Here is a 24,198-nt window from a genome sequence, read left to right as displayed (position 1 = left end):
TTGCATCCTCCAACCCACTTCGCATTATGATGGCGGGTCTGCGAAATCAAAGCTTCAGAACCCATCGGAGGAAAGTATGCCAATGAAAGCCAATCGCGTCGCCACAAGCCTCTTCGCATTCATTCTGGCCCTGTTTATTGGTGTAGGGCCGGCGCTTGCGCTTCGCACATCCTCCGCAGTTCCACCTCCCACACCGGTCGCTTCCGCCTCGCTCGTCGATATCAACACCGCGACGAAAGACCAGCTCAAAGCGCTGCCCGGAATCGGCGATGTTTACGCGCAGAAGATCATCGACGGTCGCCCCTACGCCATGAAGACACAACTCAAATCCCGTGGCATCGTACCCGCAGCCACCTACGATAAGATCGCGAGCTTGATTATCGCCAAGAAACCCGCCAAGACCGGCAAGTAGAAGAAGTTAAAGCTAATATTCGGTCGGCTAAGGATGCCGCCCCAAAGGGTTAACTCCTTGGTATACTTGACGTGTGACACTTTTAGCCTCGGAACCCATTCCCCATTCCGGTCCTTCGGACGCTGTCGAAGTCAAAAAGCGCGTATTGCTCCTCAAGCCGCGCGGTTTCTGCGCTGGCGTTGTGCGCGCCATTGACATCGTTAAGATCGCACTCGATACCTTCGGCGCTCCTATTTATGTTCGCCGCGAGATCGTGCACAACCGCTTCGTGGTCAATGAACTGGCGGAAAAGGGCGCGATTTTCGTTCACGAAATTGAAGAGGTTCCTGAAGGCCAGCGCGTCATTTACAGCGCGCATGGCGTTTCGCCCGCAGTCCGCGAAGCCAGCAGGACTCGCCGCCTAAAGGTAATCGACGCAACATGTCCGCTGGTCACCAAGGTCCACGTCGAGGCTGTCAAGTTTGCCAAGCAGGGCTATTCGCTGATCCTCATTGGTCACCGCGACCACGACGAGATTGAAGGCACGCTGGGCGAGGCTCCCGAGGCAACCCAGGTTGTTTCGAGCGCAGAAGAAGTCGAGTCTCTCGTTGTTCCCGATCCGAACCGCGTTGCTTACCTTACACAGACCACGCTTTCGCTCGACGAAGCGCGCGATATCATCCACGCGCTGAAGGTCAAGTTCCCCAATATCGCCGGCCCTCATACGCAGGACATCTGCTACGCCACCGAAAATCGACAGGTTGCCGTGCGCAACGTTGCCGATGGCGCCGACCTGGTTCTGGTCGTCGGTTCGACCAATAGTTCGAACTCGAACCGCCTTGTTGAGGTCTCGAATAATCTCGGCACTCAGGCTTATCTGATCGATAACTCCGCGGCCATTGATCCGAAGTGGCTGGAAGGCGCTGATACAGTTGCAGTTACGGCTGGCGCTTCAGCCCCTGAAGTTCTCGTCGAAGATGTCATCAATTATTTGCAACGCAACGGTTATTCCAGCGTCGAAGAGGTAGAAGTGATGCCGGAAAATGTGCGCTTCGGTCTGCCGCCCGAAATCGTTCAGGCCATCGGCGGCGCGGGCGGTGGGCAATCCGTTCCAGTGCGCCAGTGATTGGTGCAATGACTCAGGTACCGCCTCAGAGTAAGGGGCATCGGGGAATACCGCGAGTTCTTGGGAACTTGCAGCTTTTGAGAGCGCATGAGTAATTTTCAGACGAGTAAACAACACGCTGCATCTGGCCTGCCGAGTGAGTTCAAGGGTGGACCGGCCGGCGAGTCGCCTCGTGCGCCGCGTTTCGGCAGAATTGACGCAGATCTTACGGATGTCGAAACAGCCGTAGACCGATCCATCGACTACGTCTTTTCCCAGCAACAGCCTGATGGCTTCTGGTGCGGAGAACTCGAAGCAGACTCGATGCTTGAGGCCGATTACATCTTCCTGCATGTTCTGCTGGAGAGCGGCGATCCCGGACGCATGGAACGCGCTCTGCGCGAAATGCTCCGCTACCAGAACGACGACGGTAGCTGGAGCATCTACCCCGGCGGTCCCGGCAACATCTCGCTCTCGGTCAAGTGTTACTTCGCCTGCAAGCTCATGGGCATGAGCACCGACGATCCGATCTTGATCAGCGCCCGCGAATGGATCCTCGCGCACGGTGGCGTCGTAGGGTGCAACACCTTTACCAAGATTTACCTCTGTGCACTCGGCCAGTACGATTACGACGCAGTTCCTGCCGTTCCGCCTGAAATCGTTCTCGCGCCCAACTGGTTCTACTTCAACATCTACGAGATTTCCTCCTGGTCGCGCGCGATTCTCGTGCCGCTGTCGATCATCTACGCGAAGAAGCCGTATAAGAAAATCGCGCCGGAGCAGGGGATAGACGAGCTTTTCGTCGGTGGTCGTGAACACGCAAATCTGCGTCTGCGCATGGACAAGTCGAAGCTCTTTACATGGCGTAATTTCTTCTTGGTCGTAGATCGCATGCTCCATTGGGGCGAAGCCGTCTATCTGCGTCCGCTGCGCAAGATCGCTTTGAAGCGCGCGGAGAAGTGGATGCTGGAGCGCCTAGAAATGTCTGATGGCCTCGGCGCCATTTATCCGGCCATGATGAACTCCATCATCGCCCTGCGCTGCCTCGGCTATTCCGACGATGATCCGCAGGTCATCCGCGCGCGCGATGAGTTCGAGAAGCTCGGCATCGAAGATCCAGGCATTCCCGACTACTCCGAGCCAACCTTCCGCATGCAGCCTTGCATGTCCCCCGTGTGGGACACAGCCTATGCGGTTTTCGCTCTCGGCGAAGCCGGTGTTTCCAAGGAAGATCCGCGGCTGCTCAAGGCTGTTGACTGGATGCTTTCGAAAGAGGTTCGTCACAAGGGCGACTGGGCGGTTAAGGTACGCGGCGCTGAGCCGGGCGGCTGGTACTTCGAGTTCAACAACGAGTTTTATCCCGACACCGACGATACCGGTCAGGTACTGCTGGCGCTCAGCAAGGTTGAGAATCCCCGCGAGCGCTACCAGTACGATGTGTCACAACGCGCCATCGCGTGGCTCTTCTCCATGCAGTGCAAGGCCGGCGGCTGGGGCAGCTTCGATAAAGACAACACAAAGATGATCTTCCAGTACATCCCGTTTGCCGATCACAACGCGATGCTGGATCCGCCGACCGTCGACATCACCGGACGCATTCTTGAAATGCTCGCCACGTACGGATTTACGCGCAAAGATCCGCGTGTTGAAAAAGCCATTCAGTTCATCCTGCGCGAGCAATGCCCGGATGGAAGCTGGTTTGGCCGCTGGGGCGTGAATTTCATCTATGGCACATTCCTTGTTCTTCGCGGACTAGAAGCCATAGGCTTCGATCACAACGAGCCACAGGTGCAGCAGGCCGCCGAGTGGATCCGCATGGTGCAGAATACCGATGGCGGCTGGGGTGAAAGCTGCCTTAGCTACGACGATTCCGACACACGCGGCGAAGGCGTCAGCACTCCTTCACAAACCGCCTGGGCAATTCTAGGTCTGCTCGCTGCCGGTGACACACGCAGCGATTCGGTCGCCAAGGGCATCCGCTGGTTGCTGGAGCGGCAGAAGACCAATGGCGAGTGGGATGAGTCAGTCGGCGAGGGCATGACTCGCCAGGCCATCTACACTGGCACGGGCTTCCCACGAGTCTTTTACCTTGCCTATCACATGTACCGCAATTATTTCCCGCTGCTGGCTTTGACCACATACAAGCGGGCGATGGAAGCAGTGGCTTAAGCGCCGCGCAGGAGGTTTGAACCATGGCTGTACCCATCTCACAGATGTGGACGGTTGCAAGCTATATCGTTGGAAAGAGACTCAAGGGCGAGAAGCGCTATCCGCTGGTGCTCATGCTTGAGCCGCTCTTCCGCTGCAACCTGGCCTGCGCGGGATGCGGCAAAGTGCAGTATCCGCCGCACATCCTTAAGAAACAGCTCACGCCCGAGGAATGTTTCGCCGCCGTCGAAGAAGCCGGCGTCCCCATGGTCTCCATCCCCGGTGGCGAGCCGCTGCTGCATGACAGAATCGTCGAGATCGTCAACGGCCTCATCGCGCGCAAGAAGTACATCTATCTCTGCACTAACGCGCTCGAACTCAAGAAGCGCATCCATGAGTTCACCCCATCGAAGTACCTGACCTTCTCAGTGCATCTCGACGGCGAGCGCGAGCACCACGATATGTCGGTCTGCCGTGAGGGCGGATGGGATCTTGCTGTCGAAGGCATCAAGGAGGCCGTTAAACGCGGCTTTCGCGTTACGCCGAACTCAACCTTCTTCGACGGCACCGACCCCAACATGGTCCGTGAATACTTCGATACCGTAATGTCGCTCGGCGTCGAAGGCATCGTGCTTTCACCCGGTTACAGCTACGACAAGGCTCCCGATCAGCAGCACTTCCTCGGCCGCGCCAAGTCACGCCGCCTCTTCCGCGCCATCCTCTCGAACCGCAAGAAGTCGTGGAAGTTCAATATGTCCCCGCTCTTCCTTGAGTTCCTGATGGGCAAGCGCAATTACGAGTGCACCCCATGGGGTTCGCCCGCGTACAACATCTTCGGCTGGCAGAAGCCTTGCTATCTGCTGCAGGATGGCTACGCCGACAGCTTCAAGGAGCTGATGGAGACCACCGAGTGGGAGAACTACGGCGCCGCCAGCGGCAATCCCAAGTGCGCCAACTGCATGGTGAGCTGCGGCTACGAGCCAACGGCCGTCACGCATGGTTTTGGATCGCTCGCCGGCTTCTTCGCCATGGCCAAGGCTGCGCTCTTCTCTACCTACTCCGACAAGGAAGCCCTCGCTCTGCTCGACAATCATTCGAGCTTTGTTGCCGAGCGCGAACACCTCGTCACCACCATTGCCCCTGCCGCTAAGCTCGGCGAAACAAATGCCTGAGGACGATTCGATGAGGAGCGCCGAATGAGCCAGCCCACGCAGCACAACGCAGTCAACATCGATGAGCTTGAGGTAGTCGAAGGCTTTGAGCACGAAAATCTCGAAGGCTGGATTCCCGAGCTCGCCAGCGAAGAAGACTTGCGCAGTGCCCTCGAAAAGGCCTTCGATTATCGCGGCGACATCACGCTGACCTTCAAGGATGGCGAGCGCGTCGAGGGCTATGTCTTCGATCGCTTCACCGGCAAAGGACTCGCCGATTCCTTCGTGCGCTTCTTCCCAGCCAAGGGCACGGAAAAGCGCAAAGCAAGTTACGGCAGCATCGCCCGTATCGAGTTCACGGGCAAAGATCGCGCCGCAGGCAAGCACTGGGAAGACTGGCTCAAGAAGTACGCTGAGAAGAAAGCGGCAGGCGAAAAGAATATTGCCCTGCACCCCGAAGCCCTGGACTAATTGGGTTCCATCCGTTGCCTTCAAAGGTGAACCGGCCTAGGACTATAGCGATAGACTGTCCTAACCACTGTTCACTGTTCACCCGTATGAAGATATTCCTCACCGGCGCCACCGGATTCGTCGGTCACCACGTCGCGCGCGAGCTAGCCTCGCGCGGCGCCGATCTGCGACTGCTGGTCCGCAAAAGCAGTAACCTCTCGAATCTTGAAGGCATCACCGGCGAAACCTTTATCGGCGACCTATCCGATCCATCCACCATCGCTCCCGCGCTCGCAGGCTGCGACGCCGTCATGCACGTAGCCGCCGACTATCGCCTCTGGATTCCCGACCCAGCCGCCATGTACCGCGCCAACGTCGATGGCACACGTGAACTGCTGCGCCTCGCTCGCGAAGCCAGCGTCCGCCGCTTCGTCTACACCTCCAGCGTCGCCACCATGGGCTTTCGCTCCGATGGCCTCATCGTCAACGAAGACACCCCAGTCTCACTCGCCGACATGGTTGGCCATTACAAGCGATCCAAGTTTCTCGCCGAGCTTGAAGCGATTAAGGCCGCCGAAGCAGGGCAGCAGGTGATAATCCTCAACCCCACTACGCCCATCGGCTCGCACGATAGCAAGCCCACACCCACAGGCCGCATCTTTGTCGATTTTCTCAATCGCAGATTTCCAGCCTACGTCGACACCGGCCTCAACCTTGTCGATGTGAGTGAAGTCGCCAAAACCCATGCCGACGCACTCGATCAGGGAACTCCCGGCCGACGCTACATTCTCGGCGGTGAAAATCTCACCCTCAAGCAGATACTCGACAAGATGTCCGCCATTACCGGCATCCCATCGCCCACCACTGAAATCCCCTTCGCCATCGCGGCAACCTACGCTTTTTTCGAAGAAAACATCACAGGCCGCCTGCTGCGCAAAGAGCCGCGCGCTACTCTGGAAGAAGTGAAGATGGGCCGCAAGAAGATGTTCGCTTCCTCCGCACGCGCGCAGCAGGAACTCGGCTTCCGCGTCACAGCTGTCTATCCAGCCATGCGGGCGGCCATCGAGTGGTTTCGCGCCCACGGATACGCGCCCGCATCATGACCATCGATCCTCGGCCTCGCCCCATTTTTGTCGCCGCTCTCGAGCGTGAAGTTGCAGCACTCGTTCAAAACTGGCATACCGATGAAAAATTGCAGAGCAGCCACATCCATCTTTATTGGAATGACGACGCAGTTATCGTCTGCGCTGGAATGGGTATGCACCGTGCATCCCTCGCCGTCGAGGCCGCGCTCCAGTTCTGCCCGGCTTCGGAGCTCATCTCCGTCGGCTGGGCCGGAGCCTGCAATCCCCGCCTGCATATCGGTGACGTCGTTCACCCCACTATCGTCATCGATGTTAAAACCGGTGAGCGCTTCTTCATCTCTGACCCCGATTCCACCGAACTGGCCGAAGTCCTGGTCACAGTGGCAACTCCCGCGAGCGCCACGGAAAAAGAGCGTCTGGCAATCTCTTATTACGCTGTTGCTGTCGATATGGAAGCAGCCGCTGTGGCCCGCCTCGCACGAGCCCATGACATTTCCTTTCGCGTAATCAAAGCAGTCTCCGATGAGTCCCACTTCGAAATTCCTGACATGGAACAATTCGCGACTCCCGAAGGACAATTTCGCGAAGCCGCTTTCGGCCTGCACGTAGCTCTGCGGCCATCTTTATGGTCGCCTGTCCGCAATATGGCAAAGAGCGCTAAACTGGCTGCGGAGAGGCTGCAACTCGAAATCCGAGCCCATATTGAGGAGAGCAGGACACGTCCAGCATGAGCACCGTGACAGCACCGCAGGAAACATTCTCAACTTCCATCCCTTCCACCATGCGCGCCGCCGTCTATCGTGGTGTCAACGACATGCGTGTGGAGACGGTGCCGGTGCCCGAGATCGGTCCCGGCGAGATCCTCATCCGCGTCGCATGTTGTGGCATCTGCGGCACAGACCTCAAGAAGATCCACACCGGCTCGCACTCCGCCCCTCGCATCTTCGGCCATGAAACAGCGGGCACCATCGCAGCCGTAGGCGAAGGCGTCGAAAACTTCTCCATCGGTGAGCGCGTAGTGGTTTATCACCACGTTCCCTGCGGTAAATGCTATTACTGCCGCAAACACACCTATGCTCAGTGCCCCGTCTATAAGCCCGCCGGAGTTACCGCAGGCTTCACTCCTTCAGGCGGCGGCTTCGCGCAATATGTCCGCGCCATGGACTGGATCGTCCGCGACGGCGGCGTAATCCGCATCCCCGACGGCATCCCCTTCGAGCAGGCCGTATTTGTCGAGCCGGTCAACACCGTTCTCAAAGGCGTAAAGTCACTCAACCTGCTGCCGGACGAAACCGTCCTCGTCATCGGCCAGGGCCCCATCGGCATCCTGCTTGCAGCGTTGTCGCAGCGCACTGGCGCAACCGTTTTCACCTCGGATCTCTATCCCGAGCGCCACGTCATCGCCGCAAACTATGGCCTGCGCCATCCCATTCATGCTGGCACGGAAGATGTTGCCCAGCGTCTTCGCGACGCTACCGAAGGCCGCGGCGCCGATGCCGTCATCCTCGCCGTAGGCGGCAATGGGCTTATCAAGACAGCGATGAACGCCGTCCGTCCCGGAGGCAAAGTACTGCTCTTCGCGCAGACCCAGTACGGCGAAGCCACTTTCGATCCGGGCGTCGTCTGCATGGAAGAGAAATTCATGCTCGGCTCCTACTCTTCCTCCATCGATATTGAGCCGGAGGTGGAAGAGCTCGTCTTCGGCGGATACAGTAACGGATTTGATCTTACCCGTCTAATCTCACATCGCTTTACACTAGAAAGTTCAGTCGAAGCGATTGATGTTGCATCCAATCCTTCAGCCACCTCGATGAAGATTCTCATTGAACACGCGACGTCGTTGGCCGGAGCGTAACTGTCATGTCTCCCACTGTTCCAGACCTGATCCCGACGGCCGACGCGGCAACACTGCCCAAGACCATGACGGCGGCCGTCCTCTACGGACAGGAAGATGTGCGCATTGAGCAGGTGGAGGTGCCGCGCGCCAAGCCAGGCGAACTGATCGTGCGCGTCTCCGCCGCTCTCACCTGTGGCACCGATCTAAAGGTTTTTCGCCGCGGCTATCACGCCAAAATGATCCGCCCCCCAGCGCTCTTCGGACATGAACTCGCCGGGATCGTAGCCGAAGTTGGCGAAGGCGTTTCAGAATTTGCCATCGGCGACCGCGTCGTACCTATCAACTCCGCTCCCTGCGGCGACTGCTACTTCTGTGAGCGCCACCAGGAAAACCTCTGCGAAGACCTCATCTTCAACAACGGCGCTTACGCGGAATACATGCGCATCACCCCGCGCATCGTTGAGAAGAACACACTGCTTGCCCCTTCGGACTTGCCCCTGGAATTCGCTGCTCTCACCGAGCCACTCGCCTGCGCGCTCCATGGCCTGCAGGACTCGCATCCTCGCCACGGTGACACCGTTGCCGTTATCGGCGGAGGCCCGCTCGGCCTCATGCTGATTCATGCCGCGGCGCTTTACGGATGCCGCGTCATCGCCGTCGTCAAATACGACGCCCAGGTCAGAGTCGCCCGCGCGCTCGGCGCTGAGCATGTTGTTCAGATTCTCTCGTCCATGTCGTCAAACGATGTTACCCGCGCCGTTCGCGAGTTAACCCCCGCTGCCCGCGGCGTCGATATCGCTATCGAAGCCGTTGCCCGCCCCGAGACATGGGAGCAGGCGGTGGACATGGTGCGCAACGGCGGCGTCGTTAACTTCTTCGGCGGCCCTGAAACCGGCACGCATGTGCAGTTCGACACCAACCGTCTTCACTACGGCGACCTGACGCTCAAGGCCACGTTCCATCACACGCCGGCAATCTGCCGTGAGGCATTCCACCTCATTGCCAGCGGTAAGGTGCAAGCTGACCAGTTCATCACCGGCCACGCACCACTGGCTGATCTGAAATCGGCTTTTGCTCGCCTGCTTGATCGCGGCAACGATGGCAACCACATCAAGACCGCGATTCTGCCAAACGGGGCGCACCCGCTCGGCAAAGCAGTACGATAGATAGGTCAGCCCAGCCCTGCAATGACCATAACCATCAAGCCTGCGATAAGACTGAGATTCAAAGGCCGATCCTTCCTCGCGGCCTGGAGTGAAATCGCTTCCGCATGACCCCTCAAACGGTAAACGGAACAGAAAGACCGATAGCTGCCGCGCCTGTCCCTGCAATCGAGCAAGCCTATGAGGTCTGCCGCGAGATTTCCCGGCGCGAAGCCAAGAATTTTTATTATTCCTTCGTGGCGCTCCCATCGGCGCGCCGCAACGCTATCTGCGCCATATATGCCTTCATGCGTAAGGCCGACGATCTCTGCGACGACGAAAGCTTCACCCGCGAGGAACGGCGCCGTCAGGTAACCGAATGGCTCACCGCATGGAAGCAGGCTCGCGAAGGAGCAGAAACCAGCGATCCGGTCTTCATAGCTGTCCGTGACGCGGCCACGCGTTTCCAAATCCCCTTTAGCCTGCTCGACGAGCTAGTCGCCGGAACCACCATGGATCTGGAATCCGCCGACACAGCCACCCCGGATACCTACGCCACGTTTCAGGATCTATACCGCTACTGCTATTTAGTCGCTTCCGTCGTTGGCCTCGTCTGCATTCGCATCTTTGGCTATTCCGACCAGCGCGCCGAAAAGCTCGCCGAAGAAACAGGCATCGCCTTCCAGCTCACCAATATTCTCCGCGACGTTGCCGAAGACGCAGAGCGCAACCGCGTCTATCTTCCACTCGAAGACCTGGATCGTCACGGCGTCACTCTCGAACAGTTGTTGCATCACTCAGCCGCAACACCAACAAGCCAGGAGCGAGACCTCTTCCGCGAAATCGGCAACCGGGCAGAGGCCTACTATGCTTCGGCGCAAGCGCTATTGCCTTTGATCGATGCCGAGAGCCGGCCCGCCTTGCGCGTTCTGGTCAGCATTTACCATCAGCTCCTGAAGCGCATCGAAAACGCCAACTACGACGTCTTCACATCACGAGCCAGCGTACCAACCGCACAAAAGCTCGCAATCCTCGGCTCGGGCCTGGCGCAAATCTTCGCAATACGGCTATTGCGGCCGTTCCTCGCAAAGTAAATCCCTTCCAGCTAGCCTCCGCTGCAAAAAAATCATGAGATCGCTTGTTTTGAAAGGGCACGGCTTCAGCCGTGCCGTTCAATTCAATCAGATCAATAGGGCTTCAGCCCCCGAGGGGTGTTTTCAGCAGTCTCTTTAGGCTCTACCGTTGGCTGAAGAATGTCACATATTTCAGGCTGACTACTCTAATCTTGCGGCGATTCCGGCTTAGGCTGATCCGGCTTCGGAGTGTCTCCCGGTTTCACCTGATCGTCGTCGCGCTCCTGTCCTTTTTCATCCTTATGCGTAGCGAAATAGGCATCCTGCTCACTCAGCAGCCGCTTCGCGTGGTCGGCCAGATCCTCTTCCGCTTCGATCGCTTCCTTGCGCGACAGTTCAAACCCCGGTTCACCCGGCAATGCCCGCAGAATCGTCGCCCACTGCGATGAATCATCCGACAGCGGCTTCAGCGCCTTGCGAATATCCGAATGCCTGTCGCCATATTGATCGAGATTGTCGTTCGCCTCATCCAGCAGCGCCGTAAAATCCTGCAAATCGTCATCCAGCTTCAGCACACGCTGTCCGGACTTCGGCCGATTCGTCAGCGCCCTGATCTTGTCCGCCCGTTCATTCAGAAACTTCGTATACAGCTTCACCCGCTCTGTCGGAAACACAGCCGCTTCTCGCACAGCTTCTACTTCAGAATCCGTCAGCGAAGCCGTTCGTTGATGTTGGGCCATCAAGCCGCATGAGCCGAACAGCAGCAATGCCGCACAGGAGAAGGGAATCGAAAGTTTCTTGAACATAGAGCCCACTTGAAACGATGAATTCTCAGGCCACCATTCAAGCACACCTGTAGCCATGCCGTGGAGAGTTTTGTTCGGAAGGAAAGCGTTACTTACGGAAGACCTGGAGCATCGCTTCGTTTTGTACCTGGTTGACCTGAGCGAGCGTCTTCTCAATGAGTGGATGGTCTTCCATGGATGTGGAATGCAGCAGCTCGTTCAGTCGGAAGGCTGTGTGCCGCAGCAAAATCTGCGCATTCTTCAGGCGTTTCTCATTGTCCGTCACCAGTATGTGAATCTTCTGAGCAAACTCATTCACATGTTTCAGGGTGTCAGCGCCTTGTTCGTAGTTGCCAGCGGCATACTCTGCGGAGGAGTACTCGATCATCTCATGCACCAGTTCCGCGTAAAGGAAGCATTGCTCCTTAGGAGCAGCCTGACTCGCCTTTAGCTCTAACGCAGCAATGGATTGAGCGCTGGGTATTTTATCGTCCAGACTCGCAAATGCTTTGCACGCCGGAGCCGCAGCCAACAGGATGGAAATAACAGCCAGAGAGCCAGCGAAAAGCGAAATCTTGCAACGCATACCGAACCTCCGGAACTTTCCGGTTCATCGGCAGCTTATGGGTTTTTCTCCATGAGCGCCAACCGCTGTCGCGCCTGCCACTCCTGATCGGGAAACTTGCCTTGGGCGGATTCTAGGAATCGGTGATAGTAGGCGGCGGCTTGCTTCTTGTCACGAAGCGTATCGTATGATGCCGCATAAAGGAAGAGGACGATGGGCGATTCGGGTAAATATTTTGATCTGGCTGAAAGAGCTTTCAATGTCACTTGAGGCTGGTGCATCTCAAACGAGGCAAATGCCAGCCCATTCCACGCCTCGCCGTCGGTCTCGTCGGCCATCGTTGCGGCCTCAAAGGCCCGCATTGCTTCTCCGTACTGCTTCAGCCGGATCAGATTCTGGCCATGCCCCGCCAGCAGATCGGCATTCCTCGGGTCGCCACCCAGCAGCGCCACATACAACTGGTCCGACTGCTCGTAATTGCCCGCATCCGCTTCCACCTGCGCCAGCATCCGCGTCATCGCCTTGTCCTGAGGATGCTGCTGGTGGTACTGCTCCAATAGAGGCAGTGCGTCCGCCTTGTCCTCTGCCACCAGAACTGCGGCCAGTTGCGCCGTCAGCGTCGCATCCGTCGGATATTTCTTCTGCAGCGGCGTCAGCAGCGCTTCGGCATCGGCATACTTTTTCTGCGTGATCAGAATATGTGCCAGCCCCGCTGTCGCCTCCCGCGAATCCGGATCGGCCTTCAATGCTCGCCGGTACGCGGCCGTCGCGCCAGCCATATCATCATTGCGCTCCGCCAGTTGCGCCGCCAGCAGCGTATCTTCCGGAGTCTCCGGACTCAGCTTCAGCGCCTCCAGCAGGTCGATCGATGCCTGCTGCGTATCGGGATTGCTCCCCTCTGCATCGATATGCGCCAGCGCCCGCCAAGCCTTAGCTTTGGCTGCAGACCCAACCGGCCCCGGATCGAGCTGTGTAGCCGCCCATAGCGCCGGACGCGCTTCAGTAGACTTTCCCATCCGCGCCAGCAGCAGTCCCAGCGAAATCTGCGCGTTAAAGCTATTTGGGTCCGCCGCTACCGATCGCTTATAAAACGCCGCGGCATCGTCATTCCGGCCCTGCTCATCGGCTGCATAGCCCGCATCAAACAGCGCCCGCGCATCATTCGGGTGCCCAGCAATCCACGCATCCAGCACCGGCTCTGCCGTCTTCCAGTCACTCTTCGAAAGCGCCGCTTCAGCCTTTGCTATCTCAGGAGAAACCTCTGCCTGCTTATCGGCAGGCGCTGCATCCTTGGCAGGCGCAGAATCCTGAGCCCAGACACATCCACAAACAAGCAAAACAAGCGGCAAAAACTGCAATCGACGCACAAACACCCTCAGTTCAAGTGTACCGGCACGCGGCCACTTGCCACTGCGGTCTTGCCGTTAGACGCGACAGGGCAGAGAACGGCAGTTTTCAGCCGCGCCCCGCCCAGTCCGTTTCACACCTGTCAAGAGGTTGCGATAGCCGAAGCCGACCGCTGCTGCCACTTCCCGCGCGTAAAGTCCGGAAACTTCTTCTGTGCTGATCCCTCCGCTACCGAAGCCCTGCTCAGCGGCCCTGGCGCAGACCACGTCGCCGCATCGTACACATCCATGTCCGGCGCCAATCCCTCGCGCATGCACTCAAGCAGCCGGTAGAGCATGATGAAGTCCATGCCGCCATGGCCGCCCAGCTTCTTCGCGATCTCGCCTTCCTTCGTCCACAGCGGATGCTCATACTGCTTCCACGCATCCAGCGATCCCCACTCCTCGCCGCCCGCCTGTCCATCGAAGTAAATCCGCGGCGGATAATCTTCAAACAACCCTTTCGTTCCCGCAATCATGTTGATCCGGCTATACGGCCGCGGATTCGATACATCGTGCTTCACCGTAATATTCAACCCCTTCGCCGTCATGATCAGCGAAGTGTTCATGTCCCCCTCGATGTATTTCTCTGCCCATCGCGGATCGCTCTTGTCGAGATGCGCCTTGCGATACTCATCCAGTCCGCGCTGCGGTGTGCTCATGGACACCAGGTAATCGAACCGGTCTCCACGCTGGATGCTCATGTAATTCGCCACCGGCCCCAGTCCGTGCGTCGGATAGAGATTCCCATTCATCGTCGTGTGAAAGGCTCTGCGCCACAATCCCTCGCCCTGGTGCGAAAACAACTCCTCGCGCAGGTCATGCAGATACGCTCCCTCGCCATACAGCAGATCGCCAAACAGCCCGGCATGCGTCATGCGCAGCACCGTCGTCTCGCTCGCACCATAGCAACAGTTTTCCAGCATCATGCAGTGCCGCCGCGTCTGCTCCGACGTATTCACCAGCTTCCAGCAGTCCTCAATCGAAGTCGCTGCAGGAACCTCCGTCGCCGCATGCTTGCCATGTTTCATCGCCGCAATGGCCATCTCCACATGCCATTGCCACGGAGTGGCAATAATCACCAGATTCAGATCGTTGCGCGCTACCAGCGCTTCAAAGTGATGATCGCCCTTCGTATACAGCTCCGGAGCAGGTTGCCCTACCTTCACCACCATCCCCTGCCCATGCTCCGCCTTCTCAGCCACAACGTCGCAAAGCGCCAGCACCTTCGCATCCGCACCCAGCAGATTCTGCAGCAGGCTCGTGCCACGCCCTCCAACGCCGATAATTCCGATCCTCGCCTCTTCCGCCGCAAACGGAACACCGATCATCGTCTCCGCATGCGTTGCTGCAGCAGGCGCACCCTCGACCTCAGAGGCATGCAAGGATGCAATGCCAAGTCCCGCCGCCCCCAGGCCGACCGCAGACGCCGCTCCCAGCTTCAAAAAATCTCTTCGCGAACGGTCATTTACCAACTCCGGCAACTCTTCGCTCATCACTCTCCCAATCCGCCACACAGGGCTATTCGATTTCAGACGCTTAAATTGTTTCTCGATTGCACTGCAACACTATAAACCTTAAAAAGGAAACGCTTTCAATCCCTCGCCGCGATGTGCGATGATTTCGCATTCAAAGAACTACGCCCCAGCACGACACGAGACAGACGCGAGACAAACGAGAGAATCCTTATGAGCGCCACGGCCGTCATAGATAAAGCTCCTCCTCCGCCAACCGCAACAGAACGCCCCACCGCCGCTATGTCGCGCAACATGGCCGTCGATGCGTATCGCGGCCTCGTCATGCTGCTTATGATGGGCGAAGTCATGCACTTCTGGCATGTCTGGAAGGCATATCCCACCAGCGTCTTCTGGCACATCCTCGCCTACAACCAGAGCCATGTCGAGTGGGCCGGCATGAGCCTCCATGACACCATCCAACCTGGCTTTACTTTTCTCGTTGGCGTGGCGCTTCCATATTCCGTCGCCAGCCGCCTGCGTCGCGGAGACAGCTTTCAGAAACTGCTGTGGCACACCATCTGGCGCAGCCTTGTGCTCATCTTCCTAGGCTTCTTCCTGCGCTCTCTGGGCCATTCGCAAACCTACTTCACCTTTGAGGACACCCTCACCCAGATCGGTCTCGGCTACACTTTCTGCTTCCTGCTTGCCTTCCGCCGTCCGCGCGTACAGTGGATCGCATTCGGCCTACTTCTCTTCGGCTACTGGCTCGCCTGGGCGCTCTATCCCCCACCGGGACCAAACTTTAATTACCAGGCCGTAGGCGTGCCGGCAGACTGGCCATATAACTTCACCGGTTTCTTATCGCACTGGAACAAGAACAGCAACCTGGGCCAGGCCTTCGACCTCTGGTTCCTAAATCTCTTTCCAAGGTCCTCGCGTTTCCTGTTCAATGACGGAGGCTATCTCACCCTTAGCTTCATTCCCACCCTCGGCACCATGATCCTCGGCCTGCGCGCGGGTGAGTGGTTTCGCGAAGCTGCCCCTCGCATTCCAGTCAAGAAATTCCTCATTGCCGGAGCCGCGCTCTGTCTTGGCGGTTTAGCGCTCCACTTCGGTCACATCTGCCCCATCGTCAAGCGTATCTGGACCCCCGCTTGGACCCTCTGGAGCGGCGGCGTCTGCTTCTTCTTCCTCGCCGCCTTCTCATGGATCATTGACGTCAAAGGCTACCGCCGCTGGTCCTTCCCACTCGTCGTAGTGGGCATGAACTCCATCGCCGCCTACCTCATCGCCCATCTCTGGGAAGACTTCTTCATCGACAACCTGCGCATCAATTTCAGCCGCGCCCCATTCCAGATCTTCGGTCTCGGTTACGAACCACTACTTACCGGCATAGCCGTCATGCTGCTCTACTGGTATGTCCTCTACTGGATGTACAAGAAGAAGCTCTTTCTGCGTGTGTGATGGCTAGAGCGAACTCTGCTCGGCTATAGATTGCCGGCGATTGAGAGCCTGTAATCGAAAGACCGTTACTAGTGTGATAGGTTGATCGCACCCCAACAAACTGTGCACAGAGGAGGCTATGCCCAAAGCCACCATTGCTCAATACACTGACCTAAGCTGCGGCGCTGCCTGTGTGCTGGCCGCCGCTTTAGAACTCGATTCCGATCCGGACAATACGGGTCTGCCCGCGACCGGTAAGTTGAGCATACTTATTAACAACAGAGCAAAGCCGAGCACCGCTCAAGCGCCATGGCTGATTGAATGGCAGCGGGGCATTTATCAGGTTTCCGGTGCTGGACAGGCAGGATATTCAATGCCGAGCGGAGTGGTTGAGGCCGCGAGATATATGGGAATGACTGGCACAGTGGTCTTGGCCAAAACCTTCAGCGCAGGTGTGCTGAAATGGCAATATCCCCACGAGATCGCGGCTTGTCTGCCTTTTACAGAGAACAGTACGTCCTCAGACATTGGTGATATGGCACTGGCTGCAAACGAGCGTGCCATGCACTGTGTGTGCATTGGGCCAGCCTTGGGCGTACATTGGATACTTCAGAGGCCAGACGGTACCTACGTGGACCCGGCCGGTGGAAAAGAGCGTGCGAGCCGCGACAAGATCAAGTCAAAGGGCCAATCGATTTTTTCTTATCACGGAACCGGGCTGGCCATTAGATTATCCAAGCCTTAAAAGAACAGCGCTAACGACGTTCCTGCGTACGTCGCGCCGGGGATGGTCAGGTCAAAGCACCTTCGCCAACCACTGCCCGGTAAACGAATGCAGGTTCGCCGCAATCTCCTCCGGTGTCCCCGTAGCCACAATTTGCCCACCGCCCGAACCACCCTCAGGCCCAAGATCGATCACCCAGTCCGCCGACTTGATCACATCCAGGTTGTGCTCGATGACAATCAGTGATCCACCGCCATCGATCAGCTTGCGGAAAGCTGTCAGCAACTTCGAGACATCGTCAAAGTGCAATCCAGTCGTCGGCTCGTCGAGGATGTAAAGCACGCGGCTAGCCTGACTCGGCTTCGCATTCGAATTCGCTGCGCGCACCTGCGCCAGATGCGCCGCCAGCTTCACCCGCTGCGCCTCGCCACCCGAAAGCGTCGTTGCCGACTGGCCCAGCCGCAAATACCCAAGCCCAACCTCATCCAGCACAGCAAGCCGGTCTAGCAACCGTGGAATGCCAACGAAGAAGCGTAGCGCCTCTTTGACCGTGAGATTCAGCACCTCGTGAATGTTCTTGCCCTTGTAGTGCACACCGAGAATCTTTGCTTGATAGCGAGTGCCATTGCAGTCCTCGCAGGGCAGCTCCACATCGGCAAGGAACTGCATTTCTACCGTGACAGTTCCATCCCCTTCGCAGGTCTTGCAGCGTCCACCGGGAATGTTGAAGGAGAAATGACCCGGAGTAAGCGAGAGCTTCTTTGCCTCAGGCTGTGCGGCAAAAAGCTCACGTATCAGGTCGAAAGCCTTGATGTAGGTAACAGGATTCGAGCGTGGCGTGCGCCCAATCGGTGTCTGGTCCACCAGCACCACATCATTGAGCCGCTCAGCCCCCTTCAGGTCTTTGAATAGTCCCGTCGGGTCTGCTCCGTCGGACTGCCCGAGTGCGCGAGCCACAGCCCGATAAAGCACTTGATGCACCAGCGATGACTTGCCCGATCCCGAAACGCCAGTGATAGCCACCAGCATTCCCAGCGGAATCTCAACATCAACGTTTTTGAGATTGTTGGCTCGCGCGCCGCGCAGTACCAGCTGTTCACGTCCCGGCTCACGCCGACGTGTGGGCACAGGAATCGAAAGCTGCCCCGACAGATAGCGGCCGGTCAGCGAATTGGAGTTTGCAAGAATCTCTGGAACCGTGCCATCGGCAAGCAGCTTACCGCCAAATTCTCCAGCTCCGGGCCCAAGATCAAGCAGATGATCCGCAGCACGGAGCACGTCAGGGTCATGCTCAACGACCAGGATTGTGTTTCCTAAATCACGCAGGTTCTTGAGGATACGGATCAGCCGGTCCGTATCGCGCGTATGCAGGCCAATCGAGGGCTCATCGAGCACATAGAGCGCACCAACCAATCGCGATCCAAGCGATGTCGCCAGTTGAATCCGCTGGGCCTCACCGCCGGAGAGTGTACTGGCCAGGCGGTCCAGCGTCAGGTAGTCGAGCCCAACAGCGTCGAGAAACTTGATGCGGTCACGCACCTCTTCAAGGATCGGCCCTGCAATCTCCTCCTGCATCGGCGAGAGCTCAAGCGCGTCAAAGAAGTTCTTCGCTGCGGAGATGGTCAGTGCGCTGGCCTCGCAGATGTTCTTGCCGCTGAGCCGCACGGCGCGGGCCTCGGCGCGCAGCCGCTGACCTCGGCACTCGGGGCAGGTCGCATAGCCCCGGTATTTCGAGAGCATTACGCGCACGTGCAGCTTGTACTTCTTGCGCTCCATCTCGTTGAAAAAGCCATAGATGCCGGCGAATCCAGTGCCTCCGGCGCTCTTGTCGCCATAGAGCAGGATTTCCTGCTGGAGCGGTGTCAGGTCCTGCCACGGCACATCCATAGGGATATCGAGTGCTTTGGACTGGCGCTTCAGCTCGGTGAACCAGCTTCGGTATTTGGGCCGGTTCCAGGGGTCGATTGCGCCGTCATTCAGGCTCAGCGACTTGTTGGGAACGATCAGGTTCAGGTCGAAATCGATGGTGTTGCCGAAGCCCTGGCAGCGCGGGCAGGCGCCGAATGGATTGTTAAACGAGAAGAGTCGCGGCTCGGGTTCGCGGCCAGGCCTGTGGCAGGTACGGCACTCGTAAGCGCCTGAAAAACGATGCTTTATACGGTCTCTGGGGTCGATTTCAGAGTCGCGTGGGACTTCTTCGAAGATGACTTCGCCTGACTCGCGGTACGCGATTTCAGTGGCATCTACGATGCGGCCGCGGTTCTCTGAATCGACGACAATGCGGTCGATCAAGACGAAAACAGGCAGGGAAAAATCGATATCGATGAGCGATTCGGGGCTGGAGAATTCGTAGATCTGGCCGTGCTGATAGAGGCGGTTGAAGCCCTTGGCGCGTAGTTCGGAGAGGCGAGTTTTCAGTGCTTCGGTCAGCGGTGAAGGTGAGATTTCTACTGATTCTGCTGACTTTACGGCTGCTTTGCGGGTGCGGCGGACTGGTTTTTCTTCCTCTTTTTTCTCGTCTTCTGCCTTGCTGCGGATGGGGAAGATGGCGTGTAGACGCGTACTTTCGGGCAGGGTGAGGATTGCGGCGGCGATCTCGTCCACGGAGTCGCGGCCTACCAGGCCGTCGCAGTGGATGCAGTGGACGGTGCCGCAGCGGGCGTAGAGAAGCCGCATGTAGTCGTAGATTTCCGTCGCGGTGGCTACTGTGGAGCGGGGGTTGCGGGTGGTGTTTTTCTGCTTGATGGCGATGGCTGGGGCGAGGCCGTCGATGAGGTCAACGTCTGGTTTTTCAATGCGTTCCAGGAATTGGCGGGCGTAGGCGGAGAGCGACTCGACGTAGCGGCGCTGGCCCTCGGCGTAGACGGTGTCGAAGGCGAGGGACGACTTGCCCGAGCCGGAGACGCCGGAGACTACGGTGAGCTTTCCGTGCGGGATGTCGCAGCTTATGTTCTTTAGATTGTGCGTCCGCGCGCCGCGGATGAGGATGGCATCGTTCGACATGGGCCTTATGCAGAAGGATTGCGTGGAATTATGGTGCGTTTCCCTAGGATGAATTCAGGGGTCTGGGGACAATTCTTCACTGTTGATTATAGGCTGTGCGCGTCTGGAAATTCGATTCAAGAGACTGCGGGACGATGCGCAATGTTCGTGAAACGAAGCGCAATCAGCGTGAGACTTTGCGCAATCGGAATCGGACATTGCGCAATCACGGTGAGACGCTGCGCAATCCGCGCCGGACGATGCGCAATAAAAGTCGGGGGAGTGAATGACGAGAAAGATGAAGCTGGAGGATCGTGCTCCGGAGAGGCTCTACTACACGCAGAGCGACTTTGAAGTGCTTTGGCAGGCGGGAGCATTCCGGCAGGTGTGGCTGGAAGCAACGGACGCGAGTTTCGCGATTCGGGCTTCTACACAGACAGACGCAATTGCCGAACTGGTGAGTGTGAAGAGAGGCAGACCACGGAGGTTTCTGAATCCGGCGGCGGGTCTGGCGGCGCTGCGGCGGATGGGAGTGATGCGAGTGGAGGTCCGGATGGAAGGATGGGATCTGGAGATGGCGGCGCTCTCGATGCGGATGAGGCCGGATGTGACGGCGCGGAGGCTCAGGGACAAGCGGGCGAGGGAAGCGGCATATCATCCAAATCGCGCGCCGGAGCCTGAGGTGGTGGACCGGAAGGATCAGTTATATAAGCTGATGGATACGAAGATGGAAGAGGTGGTAAGACGGAATAGTGTAACCAACGAGATGGATAAGTTGAAGCCTTGGATGAAAGATGGCAGGGGGCGTTGAGTTATCCCGTTGATGAAGATTCGCTGTCCCGGTCTCAAAAATCGAGACCGGGGGTACCCTCTGCGTGGTTGGGAAGTATTACCGAGGCCAGGGCCACCCGCCTTCGAGTAGTCCTACATTAAAATCTGATTCAATTTTGTTTGCATGTATGACGTGACGCCAGCTTCGCCTCTTGTATTTCGAAGTCGGATTAGTTCTCTTATGTCGACATCTTCGAGTACAAGGATGATTTGATCGGAGTTGTTTACGATGTCTTTGCATCGCTTCAGCATTAGATCGGGATTGTCGATTCTTCTGCATACTAGCAGCCCGAAATTTCCTCGTTTACGGCCGAAACGTCCTTTCAATTGATCAAACTCCGGATTTTCAGGGTCTTGTGAATAGTTTTTGCATTCAACGAGCACATACGGCGCAAAAACTTGATGGTGATGAACTATTCGAGAAAAGAACCCTGACTCCGCGGCATTGTCGAACGTAATATCAATTCGTTTTCGTCCCTCGTCAACAGGGACCTCTTTTTTCGGATTGGCGAGTGAGGGGTAGAAGATCGCTTGAAGTATGCCGAGTATTGCCGAATGGTACTTGCCAGCATCTGATCCACCTGGTTTGATTCCGTCAAGTTGAGACACCAAATCGGCGAGGTTGATTTCCCGGGGATATTTTTGACGTAACTCAATATCAAAGTCTGATATGGGTTTCGCTTGCGCAGGAAGTGTTTCCTTGTATTTTTTGAGAATTTCTGGATGCTGGCGTGAGAATCTATGCAAATCTTCGCGGTTAAACCGGAACCGTTCGCGCAAATCGCGTCTAAGAATTTTCCTTGTGCCATTCTTAAGTACTGTTACTAGCGAGTCATTTGCATTGATTAGTTCAGCTTCCAAATAGTCGAGTACGAATCGGGAATAGAACTTCTCGGAGTTTGGAATCAGACGAAAGCGAACCGCTGTTTTGGGAACCAGAATGATCGGCGCCCCACGATACAAAGGCAGTTTGGCATAGCGTGAGACAAAGTTTCCTGTGCCGACATCCCAATATCTACCAGAATTTACTTCTTCGGTCGGGATACCATGTAGTTCACACTGATTTTCTGTATAGATAAGAAGCTAGCTTTTGAGAATATTCGTGGCCAAATCGGAGATTTTATCGGGTCCAATTCCGGGCACGAACATTTCGTAGTCACCGAGATCCTTTAAATCGCCGCTTCGAACGACTTCGCTATTTTTGAGAATTTCGTGAAGTTGTCTTGCTTGTGTGGGTCCCCACCCACGTCCTGATGGCCGAGCACTGGAAAAGCCCAGGTGTGTTTCGTTCGGCTCATGAAAGTTATCTAGCAGCTGAAGAGCGGCCTTATTGTTTCCCTTTCGTATTTGATCAACTAGCTTCTGAAAATACTCGACAACAGAGTTTCCACATTCACGGAGCCAGTCTTGGCCAGAAATATGCAGGGCATAAGGGTCCACAAAGAGCGGTATGTCTGTCTCGACTGGAACGTCTACAAAATCAAGCTGCGCTTGAGTCTTATCTAACTGGAAATAGTCGGAAAAGCGAGTTTTTTTGCCCATATGAGATGTCTCAGGTCTCCGAAGAGGCTTTCATGTTGAGTGATATATGGGTAAAGACAATACGCGTCAATATAGTTAATGTAAAGCGAGATTTTTTTGTTTTGAATGAGATCTGAGCCTTACTTTAGTCATCCCAAGCAGCATCGAACTTAAAAGGTCAGAGTATGGCTCTGCCATGAGTAGATAGTTATTTTTGGTGAACAACGGTTTTACGGTATGTAACGACGAATCTCGGCGAGCTGATGGGTGGCTCATCTTATGTTTGGCGGGTGGCAAGGTCTGAAATCAAATTACCGGTTACCCAGGTTTTGCTTTTGAGACTTGAACTCAGCGATGCTTCGTTTCCTGCACAGGCTTGTCCGTCGGACCTGTGGGCATGTTGGATTGTAGCGTTCGTGCTGCGCACGAATTTGGTTAGGCGCTGCGAGCAATCGCTATCCCATCCTTTCTACGAAGAACGTAGAAAGGATGGGGCACTCGGCTCTCCCCTCCTGGCCACCCGCCTTGGGGTCTTAGGCTTTCTCAGGGAGAAGCAGATTCCCCTGAGGGGAATGACAGACAGAAAAGCAAAAGCGGTTCGTGCTGCTCACGAATTTGCTTAGGTGCTGCGAGCATCTGCTATCCCACCCTTTCCGCAAAGAGCGCGGAAAGGATGGGGCACCTGCTGCTGCGTATTCGGCGCGGCAGCCTTTGGCTTTTTGCGATTCGACTGGCGCGCCCAAGGCGTCCCGGCAACGGAGCTAGTTCGTCTCCGTGAACTCGATATACGGCGCGCGTCCGCCCGTGGCTGTGCACGAGCCCAGCTTCAGGTTGTTGGTTTCGCCCGTAGTGCCGTCGTCTTTCGAGGGCGCAACGCACGTCGGCGAAGCCGAAGAGCCGTCGGTCGCCGCTACTTTCACCGTGATCGACACGCCGGAAGAGTTGAAGTCCGCTTCAGATCCGCCCGCGTTGCCGAACACATTGAACTCGGCCTGCGTCCAGCCGCTCGCCATGTCGGTGTAGCTGTTGACGACGGTGGCGGTGTACGCTTCCCCGTCGTAAGTGACGGTGGCCGCGTCCGTACCGCCGGCCGAGGCGGAGCCTGAAAGCGTCAGACTGGCCAGATCGGTAATGGGCAGTTGTCCTTTGGCCACCAGGGTTGCAGGCGTGTTCTGCACGCAATCGTCGCCAGGCCCTAAGGAATCTTCGCCGCTGTCGATAAATCCGGTGGGGCAGATATTGCGTCCATTATGGACGCCGTAATCGATCAGCCAATACTCGATAAAGACTTCTGTGTCTCGGGTCAATTTGGCGCTGGTCAATGAGACAGGCGTATTGGTCGAGAGCACATACTGCTGCCAGGCAACGCAGTTCTTGTAGCCGGCGCAAGCCGCTGAGCCCAGATAAAAGTTCGTGTTGACCTGCAGCGTGTATTCATTCGTTCCCAGAATGCCTCCATCGCCAAAAGCCGCCACGCCCACGCTCTTCTCCGAGGTCACGCCCTTCACCGTCGGAAAGCTGCCCTTGGCCAGGCTGATCAAGCTGCCCGCGGGAGCTCCAAAGACGTAGTCGTGTCCATTGCCGACCACCTGTTCCCGGTTGCGAGCCAACGGCAGCGCCGAGCGCCAGGCCGGAGCCGGAGCGCATTCCACTTCTTCCCAAAACGTGCTGGGGTAAGTGGCATGAAAACACCCTCTCGCGGGTGCGACTGTTTGGTGCATGGTTTCGCGCCAGGCTGTGCGCGCCTGGATGTCCTGCTGCTCCACCGCATCTACGGCTGCCTGGGCTTTGACGATAGCTGGCAAGCAAGAGATGCTCACAAGAGCCGCCATGGACGCGGCCCGGACGAAGAAACGCATCTGCAATTTCACTGGAACTCCTTGCAGGGGAGGTATGAATTTTGCGCAATTGTCCCACCCGTCCGAGGAAAGCACAAGTGGAATCGTTCACGCATTTCCACCCTCAGCGTGGTTGGGAAGCGTTACCGAGACCAGGGCCACCTGTGATCTTTCAGGAGGTTGTCCATTCGATTTGGACCGGAGAAGCTGGTTGTGACGAGCAACTAGGAATCTTCGGAGGATCGAATGGACATTCATAAGAATGCCCGACTGAGCTATCGCAGT

Annotated in this window: 21 protein-coding genes; 13 read left to right on the top strand and 8 right to left on the bottom strand. The window is 57.0% G+C overall.

Annotated elements, in window-relative coordinates:
* Positions 1–82 precede the first annotated feature (82 nt).
* The 10 genes from OHL22_RS19745 (at position 83) to OHL22_RS19700 (ending at position 10,403) form a co-directional block, all read left to right on the top strand.
* Positions 83–412, top strand: a complete 330-nt coding sequence (locus OHL22_RS19745; protein ID WP_263341240.1) for a ComEA family DNA-binding protein — start codon at positions 83–85, stop codon at positions 410–412.
* Positions 413–509: 97 nt separating this feature from the next.
* Positions 510–1,517: a 4-hydroxy-3-methylbut-2-enyl diphosphate reductase gene (locus OHL22_RS19740; protein ID WP_263341620.1), complete on the top strand. Its 1,008-nt coding sequence runs from the start codon at positions 510–512 to the stop codon at positions 1,515–1,517.
* 87 nt (positions 1,518–1,604) lie between these two features.
* Positions 1,605–3,665, top strand: a complete 2,061-nt coding sequence (shc, locus tag OHL22_RS19735) for a squalene--hopene cyclase (protein ID WP_263341239.1) — start codon at positions 1,605–1,607, stop codon at positions 3,663–3,665.
* Positions 3,666–3,688: 23 nt separating this feature from the next.
* Positions 3,689–4,816, top strand: coding sequence for an adenosyl-hopene transferase HpnH (gene hpnH, locus OHL22_RS19730; protein WP_263341238.1), 1,128 nt, complete (start codon positions 3,689–3,691; stop codon positions 4,814–4,816).
* Positions 4,817–4,840: 24 nt separating this feature from the next.
* Entirely contained in the window at positions 4,841–5,266 is a 426-nt protein-coding gene (locus OHL22_RS19725; RefSeq protein ID WP_263341237.1) for a hypothetical protein, read from the top strand.
* A gap of 86 nt (positions 5,267–5,352) precedes the next feature.
* On the top strand, positions 5,353–6,348 hold the full coding sequence (gene hpnA / locus OHL22_RS19720; protein WP_263341235.1) for a hopanoid-associated sugar epimerase: 996 nt from the start codon (positions 5,353–5,355) through the stop codon (positions 6,346–6,348).
* Positions 6,345–7,061, top strand: a complete 717-nt coding sequence (locus tag OHL22_RS19715) for a phosphorylase family protein (protein WP_263341233.1) — start codon at positions 6,345–6,347, stop codon at positions 7,059–7,061. Before hpnA ends, OHL22_RS19715 begins: the two co-directional genes overlap by 4 nt.
* Positions 7,058–8,185, top strand: coding sequence for a zinc-dependent dehydrogenase (locus OHL22_RS19710; RefSeq protein ID WP_263341232.1), 1,128 nt, complete (start codon positions 7,058–7,060; stop codon positions 8,183–8,185). The genes OHL22_RS19715 and OHL22_RS19710 overlap by 4 nt, the downstream gene beginning before the upstream one ends.
* A gap of 5 nt (positions 8,186–8,190) precedes the next feature.
* A complete protein-coding gene (locus OHL22_RS19705; RefSeq protein WP_263341230.1) occupies positions 8,191–9,333 on the top strand; it encodes a zinc-dependent alcohol dehydrogenase in 1,143 nt (380 codons plus the stop codon).
* Positions 9,334–9,437: 104 nt separating this feature from the next.
* Entirely contained in the window at positions 9,438–10,403 is a 966-nt protein-coding gene (locus tag OHL22_RS19700) for a phytoene/squalene synthase family protein (protein ID WP_263341228.1), read from the top strand.
* Positions 10,404–10,588: 185 nt separating this feature from the next.
* Here the strand turns inward: OHL22_RS19700 and OHL22_RS19695 are convergent, their stop codons facing one another.
* The 4 genes from OHL22_RS19695 to OHL22_RS19680 all read right to left on the bottom strand — a co-directional run bounded on the left by OHL22_RS19695 (position 10,589) and on the right by OHL22_RS19680 (position 14,613).
* Positions 10,589–11,188: a hypothetical protein gene (locus OHL22_RS19695; RefSeq protein ID WP_263341226.1), complete on the bottom strand. Its 600-nt coding sequence runs from the start codon at positions 11,186–11,188 to the stop codon at positions 10,589–10,591.
* A gap of 88 nt (positions 11,189–11,276) precedes the next feature.
* On the bottom strand, positions 11,277–11,753 hold the full coding sequence (locus OHL22_RS19690) for a hypothetical protein (RefSeq protein WP_263341225.1): 477 nt from the start codon (positions 11,751–11,753) through the stop codon (positions 11,277–11,279).
* A gap of 35 nt (positions 11,754–11,788) precedes the next feature.
* On the bottom strand, positions 11,789–13,099 hold the full coding sequence (locus OHL22_RS19685) for a tetratricopeptide repeat protein (protein WP_263341223.1): 1,311 nt from the start codon (positions 13,097–13,099) through the stop codon (positions 11,789–11,791).
* A 122-nt stretch (positions 13,100–13,221) separates the two neighbouring features.
* Complete coding sequence (locus OHL22_RS19680) at positions 13,222–14,613, bottom strand: Gfo/Idh/MocA family oxidoreductase (RefSeq protein ID WP_263341222.1); 1,392 nt, start codon at positions 14,611–14,613, stop codon at positions 13,222–13,224.
* A gap of 192 nt (positions 14,614–14,805) precedes the next feature.
* Here OHL22_RS19680 and OHL22_RS19675 point away from each other — a divergent pair, with 192 nt between their 5' ends.
* Both OHL22_RS19675 and OHL22_RS19670 read left to right on the top strand, forming a co-directional pair.
* On the top strand, positions 14,806–16,038 hold the full coding sequence (locus OHL22_RS19675) for an acyltransferase family protein (RefSeq protein WP_263341220.1): 1,233 nt from the start codon (positions 14,806–14,808) through the stop codon (positions 16,036–16,038).
* A 118-nt stretch (positions 16,039–16,156) separates the two neighbouring features.
* Positions 16,157–16,762, top strand: a complete 606-nt coding sequence (locus OHL22_RS19670) for a hypothetical protein (RefSeq protein ID WP_263341218.1) — start codon at positions 16,157–16,159, stop codon at positions 16,760–16,762.
* Positions 16,763–16,813: 51 nt separating this feature from the next.
* Here OHL22_RS19670 and uvrA read toward each other — a convergent pair whose 3' ends face one another.
* Entirely contained in the window at positions 16,814–19,744 is a 2,931-nt protein-coding gene (uvrA, locus tag OHL22_RS19665) for an excinuclease ABC subunit UvrA (protein ID WP_263341215.1), read from the bottom strand.
* A gap of 265 nt (positions 19,745–20,009) precedes the next feature.
* Between uvrA and OHL22_RS19660 the strand changes: the two genes are divergently transcribed.
* Positions 20,010–20,534, top strand: a complete 525-nt coding sequence (locus OHL22_RS19660) for a hypothetical protein (RefSeq protein WP_263341213.1) — start codon at positions 20,010–20,012, stop codon at positions 20,532–20,534.
* Between the two features lie 113 nt (positions 20,535–20,647).
* Here the strand turns inward: OHL22_RS19660 and OHL22_RS19655 are convergent, their stop codons facing one another.
* From OHL22_RS19655 to OHL22_RS19645, 3 genes are all read right to left on the bottom strand, one after another.
* Positions 20,648–21,415, bottom strand: a complete 768-nt coding sequence (locus OHL22_RS19655) for a hypothetical protein (protein WP_263341211.1) — start codon at positions 21,413–21,415, stop codon at positions 20,648–20,650.
* A 222-nt stretch (positions 21,416–21,637) separates the two neighbouring features.
* Complete coding sequence (locus OHL22_RS19650) at positions 21,638–22,096, bottom strand: hypothetical protein (RefSeq protein ID WP_263341209.1); 459 nt, start codon at positions 22,094–22,096, stop codon at positions 21,638–21,640.
* A gap of 740 nt (positions 22,097–22,836) precedes the next feature.
* Positions 22,837–23,946 carry a hypothetical protein gene (locus OHL22_RS19645; RefSeq protein ID WP_263341208.1) on the bottom strand — a complete coding sequence of 370 codons (1,110 nt, stop codon included), beginning with the start codon at positions 23,944–23,946 and terminating at the stop codon, positions 22,837–22,839.
* Between the last annotated feature and the right edge of the window lie 252 nt (positions 23,947–24,198).

The organism is Acidicapsa dinghuensis, from assembly GCF_025685685.1.
Taxonomy (GTDB): domain Bacteria; phylum Acidobacteriota; class Terriglobia; order Terriglobales; family Acidobacteriaceae; genus Acidicapsa; species Acidicapsa dinghuensis.
This window is presented reverse-complemented; position numbering and strand designations above follow the sequence as displayed.